We start from the raw sequence: 1,162 nt of genomic DNA on the forward strand, positions 1-1,162 counted from the left end.
TGTAGAAGTTCCGATTTGATCTGACAGTCAGGCCTTGCCGATAGGTGGGGTTACCCGTTTTGATAGAGGTGCGAATCTTCATCAAGACAGCGCGCAAGCGCAGGAGTAACCCCATGACAAGTCTCAACCAGAACATCATCAAACACAAGATCGGCCTGTTGAACCTGGCCGCTGAGCTAGGCAACGTCTCCAAGGCCTGCAAGGTGATGGGCCTGTCCCGAGATACCTTTTACCGCTACCAGAACGCAGTGGCTGATGGCGGCGTCGAGGCGTTGTTCGATGCCAATCGTCGCAAACCCAATCCCAAGAATCGCGTAGACGACGCCATAGAGGCGACCGTAGTTGCCTATGCAACGGAACAGCCTGCGCACGGGCAAGTGCGAGTCAGCAACGAACTGCGCCAGCGCGGCGTGTTCGTTTCCCCTTCCGGTGTGCGCTCAGTCTGGCTGCGACATGACCTGGCATCGTTCAAACAGCGGCTACGCGCTCTGGAACATCTGGTAGCTGAACAAGCCATCGTGCTCACCGATGCGCAGATCGCGGCACTGGAGCGCAAACAAGAAGATGATGTCGCGCATGGCGAGATTGAAACAGCGCATCCGGGCTATCTAGGCTCGCAGGACACCTTCTATGTGGGCACGATCAAAGGTGTCGGGCGGATTTACCAGCAAACCTTTGTCGATACCTACAGCAAGGTGGCGTTTGCCAAGCTCTACACCACCAAAACGCCGATCACCGCGGCGGATCTGCTCAATGATAGGGTGTTGCCGTTCTTTGCCGAGCATGGAATGGGGGTATTGCGTATGCTGACAGATCGCGGAACCGAGTATTGCGGCAAGCCGGAAACCCATGATTACCAGCTGTATTTGGCGGTGAATGATATCGAGCACACCAAGACCCGTGCGCGGCATCCGCAGACAAACGGGATCTGCGAGCGCTTCCACAAAACGATCTTGCAGGAGTTTTACCAGGTGGCATTCCGCAAGAAGCTCTATCTGGAACTTGACGAGCTACAGGCCGATCTGGATGCTTGGTTGGTCTGCTACAATCAGGAACGCACCCACCAAGGCAAGATGTGCTGCGGCCGCACGCCCGTACAAACCTTTATTGATGGCAAACGGGAATGGAGGGAGAAGGTAGACAACTTGAATTGATCTGACAG

General features: G+C 55.3%; 1 protein-coding gene. It reads left to right on the forward strand.

Annotation, left to right across the window (positions count from 1 at the left end; all coding sequences use genetic code 11):
• The first annotated feature begins 113 nt into the window (after positions 1–113).
• Positions 114–1,154 (forward strand): IS481 family transposase, encoded by a 1,041-nt coding sequence (locus B0T39_RS24670; protein WP_081551379.1) that lies wholly within the window; start codon positions 114–116, stop codon positions 1,152–1,154.
• Positions 1,155–1,162: the final 8 nt, after the last annotated feature.

Origin of the sequence: Chromobacterium haemolyticum, assembly GCF_002081825.1 — a bacterium.
Lineage (GTDB): Bacteria > Pseudomonadota > Gammaproteobacteria > Burkholderiales > Chromobacteriaceae > Chromobacterium > Chromobacterium fluminis.